General features: G+C 74.0%; 2 protein-coding genes. One reads left to right on the plus strand and one right to left on the minus strand.

Annotated features, from left to right (window positions below):
• Positions 1-542, minus strand: a 542-nt coding sequence (locus tag AB0E96_RS40370) for a LacI family DNA-binding transcriptional regulator (RefSeq protein ID WP_359831736.1), incomplete at its 3' end; no start/stop codon positions are given.
• A gap of 217 nt (positions 543-759) precedes the next feature.
• Between AB0E96_RS40370 and AB0E96_RS40375 the strand changes: the two genes are divergently transcribed.
• Positions 760-2,496: an amidase gene (locus AB0E96_RS40375; RefSeq protein WP_359831738.1), complete on the plus strand. Its 1,737-nt coding sequence runs from the start codon at positions 760-762 to the stop codon at positions 2,494-2,496.
• The last annotated feature ends 125 nt before the right edge of the window (positions 2,497-2,621 follow it).

The raw sequence follows: 2,621 nt of genomic DNA on the forward strand, positions 1-2,621 counted from the left end.
CCGGGCGTCCTCCTCGCGGACGAACTCACCAAGGACGTCGACGTCTTCATGGAGGCGAGCGACCCGCTCATCACCGATCCGGCGGGCGCGGCTCCCCCGCCGAGGTGGCGCTCTCCGGTGACGACCGGCACGCCGGCGTTCAGCAGCTCCGGCACGGCCCGGTCGTCCAGCTCGGGGTCGATCACCAGCAGGCCGTCGACCCGGGAGGCGAGCCCGCCGCCGGCTGCCGTGCCGGGGGCGAGGAGGACGAGGTCCAGGCCGTCCTCCCGGGCCCGTTCGACGGCGCCGAACGCCAGGTTCATGTAGTAGTCCAGGCGGGTCGCCGTGCGCGGCAGGTGCAGTCCGATCGCGCCCGTGCTGGATCGGCGCAGGCTGCGCGCCGCGCTGTTCGGCCGGTAGCCGAGCTCCCGGGCCACCTCCCGGATCCGTTCCCGGGTGGCCTCGGCGACGCGGCCGGAGCCGCCCAGCGCGTTGGAGGCGGTGCTCTTGGACACCCCGGCCGCCCGGGCCACGTCGATCAGGGTCACGGAGCGGCTGGTCACAGCCCGGAAGTCTAGACCCAGCACCGCTCCGATCTTCATTCCGGCTCCCACCGCCTTGCTGGAACGTTCCAGCAGTACGTAAGGTGCGATGATGCTGGAACGTTCCAGCACCAGCTGCGGACCGCTGCGTCCGGCCGTACGCCGGACGCACGCCGACCGCGAACCGTCCGACCGGCGGTTCGCACACCCCGCCCCGACCCATCCAGGAGAGACCCGCATGACGCGCGGATTCGATGTTGTGGAGACCGGTATCGCCGAGCTGCGCGCGGCGCTGGAGAAGGGCGAGGCCACCGCGGTCGGCCTGCTCGACGCCTACCTCGCGCGGATCGAGGCGTACGACCGGCCGGACACCGCCACCGCGCTCAACGCGATGGTCGTGATGAACCCGGACGCCCGCGCCGAGGCCGAGGCCTCCGACGCCCGCCGCGCGCGCGGCGAGACCCTCGGCCCGCTGGACGGCATCCCGTACACCGCCAAGGACAGCTACCTCGCCAAGGGCCTGACCGCCGCGGCCGGCTCGCCGGCCTTCGAGCACCTCGTCGCCCAGCGCGACGCCTTCGCCATCGAGCGGCTGCGCGCCGGCGGGGCCGTCCTCATCGGCCTCACCAACATGCCGCCGATGGCCAACGGCGGCATGCAGCGCGGCGTGTACGGCCGCGCCGAGAGCCCGTACAGCGCCGACTGGCTCACCAGCGCCTACGGCTCCGGCTCCTCCAACGGCTCCGGCACCGCGACGGCCGCCTCGTTCGGCGCCTTCGGCCTCGGCGAGGAGACCTGGTCCTCGGGCCGGGCGCCCGCCTCCAACAACGCGCTGTGCGCCTACACGCCCAGCCGCGGCGTCATCTCGGTGCGCGGCAACTGGCCGCTCGTCCCGACCATGGACGTCGTCGTCCCGCACACCCGCACCATGGCCGACCTGCTCGAACTGCTCGACGTCGTGGTCGGCGACGACCCGGAGACCCGCGGCGACCTCTGGCGCGCCCAGCCCTGGGTGGAGCTGCCCGCCGCCTCGCAGGTGCGGCCCGCCTCGTACCCGGCGCTCGCACCCGCCGACCCGGCGGCGGCGCGCGCCGCGCTGGCCGGCAAGCGCGTCGGCGTCCCCCGGATGTACATCAACGCCGACCCCGACGCCGGCACCAACCCCGCGGGCGGCATCGGCGGCCAGACCGGCCGGCCGATCCACACCCGCCCCTCGGTGATCGACCTGTGGGACGCCGCCCGCCGCGACCTGGAGGCGGCCGGCGCCGAGGTCGTCGAGGTCGACTTCCCGGTCGTGACCAACTACGAGTCCGACCGCCCCGGCGCGCCCTCGCTGTTCACCCGCGGCCTGGTCGGCCGCGACTACCTCACCGTGGAGATCGAGGACCTCTCCGCCTGGGCCTGGGACGACTTCCTGCGCGCCAACGGCGACCCGGCGCTGGCCACCCTGGCCGAGGTCGACGGCGACCGCATCTTCCCCAAGCACGAGGGTGAACTCCCGGACCGCTACGACAACTTCGAGGACTCGATCGGCGACTACCCGCGCTTCGTGCGGGAGCGCCCGTACGCGTCCTTCACCGACATGCCGCACCTGGAGCAGGGGCTGCGCGGGCTGGAGGAGACCCGCCGGGTCGACCTGGAGCTGTGGATGGACGGCCTGGGCCTGGACGCGGTGGTGTTCCCCGCCGTCGCCGACGTGGCGCCCGCCGACATGGACGTCTCCGAGGCGTCCGCCGACCTCGGCTGGCGCAACGGCGTCTGGGTCGCCAACGGCAACCTGGTCCCCCGCCACCTCGGCATCCCGACGGTCACCGTCCCCATGGGCACCATGGCGGACATCGGCATGCCGGTCGGCCTGACCTTCGCGGGCCGCGCCTACGACGACAACGCCCTGCTGGCCCTCGCCGCCGCCTTCGAGACGACCGGCAGCCGCCGGACGGAGCCGCCGCGCACCCCGCGCCTGTCGGCGAGCTGAGGACGGCCGAGGGGCCCGGGTCGGCGGTGGTGCTGATCTGCGCGACCCTCTCCCGTGCTCCGATACGAGCGTGGACGTCGTCTTGTCGTACAACACCATCGAGTGCCTGCCGGACCCGCTGGAGA

The organism is Kitasatospora sp. NPDC036755 (genome assembly GCF_040636595.1).
In the GTDB taxonomy this organism is placed as follows: domain Bacteria; phylum Actinomycetota; class Actinomycetes; order Streptomycetales; family Streptomycetaceae; genus Kitasatospora.

Excerpts from the sequence above, each read along its gene's own strand:
- AB0E96_RS40375 (WP_359831738.1), top strand. The coding sequence starts at position 760 with ATGACGCGCGGATTCGATGTTGTGGAGACCGGTATCGCCGAGCTGCGC.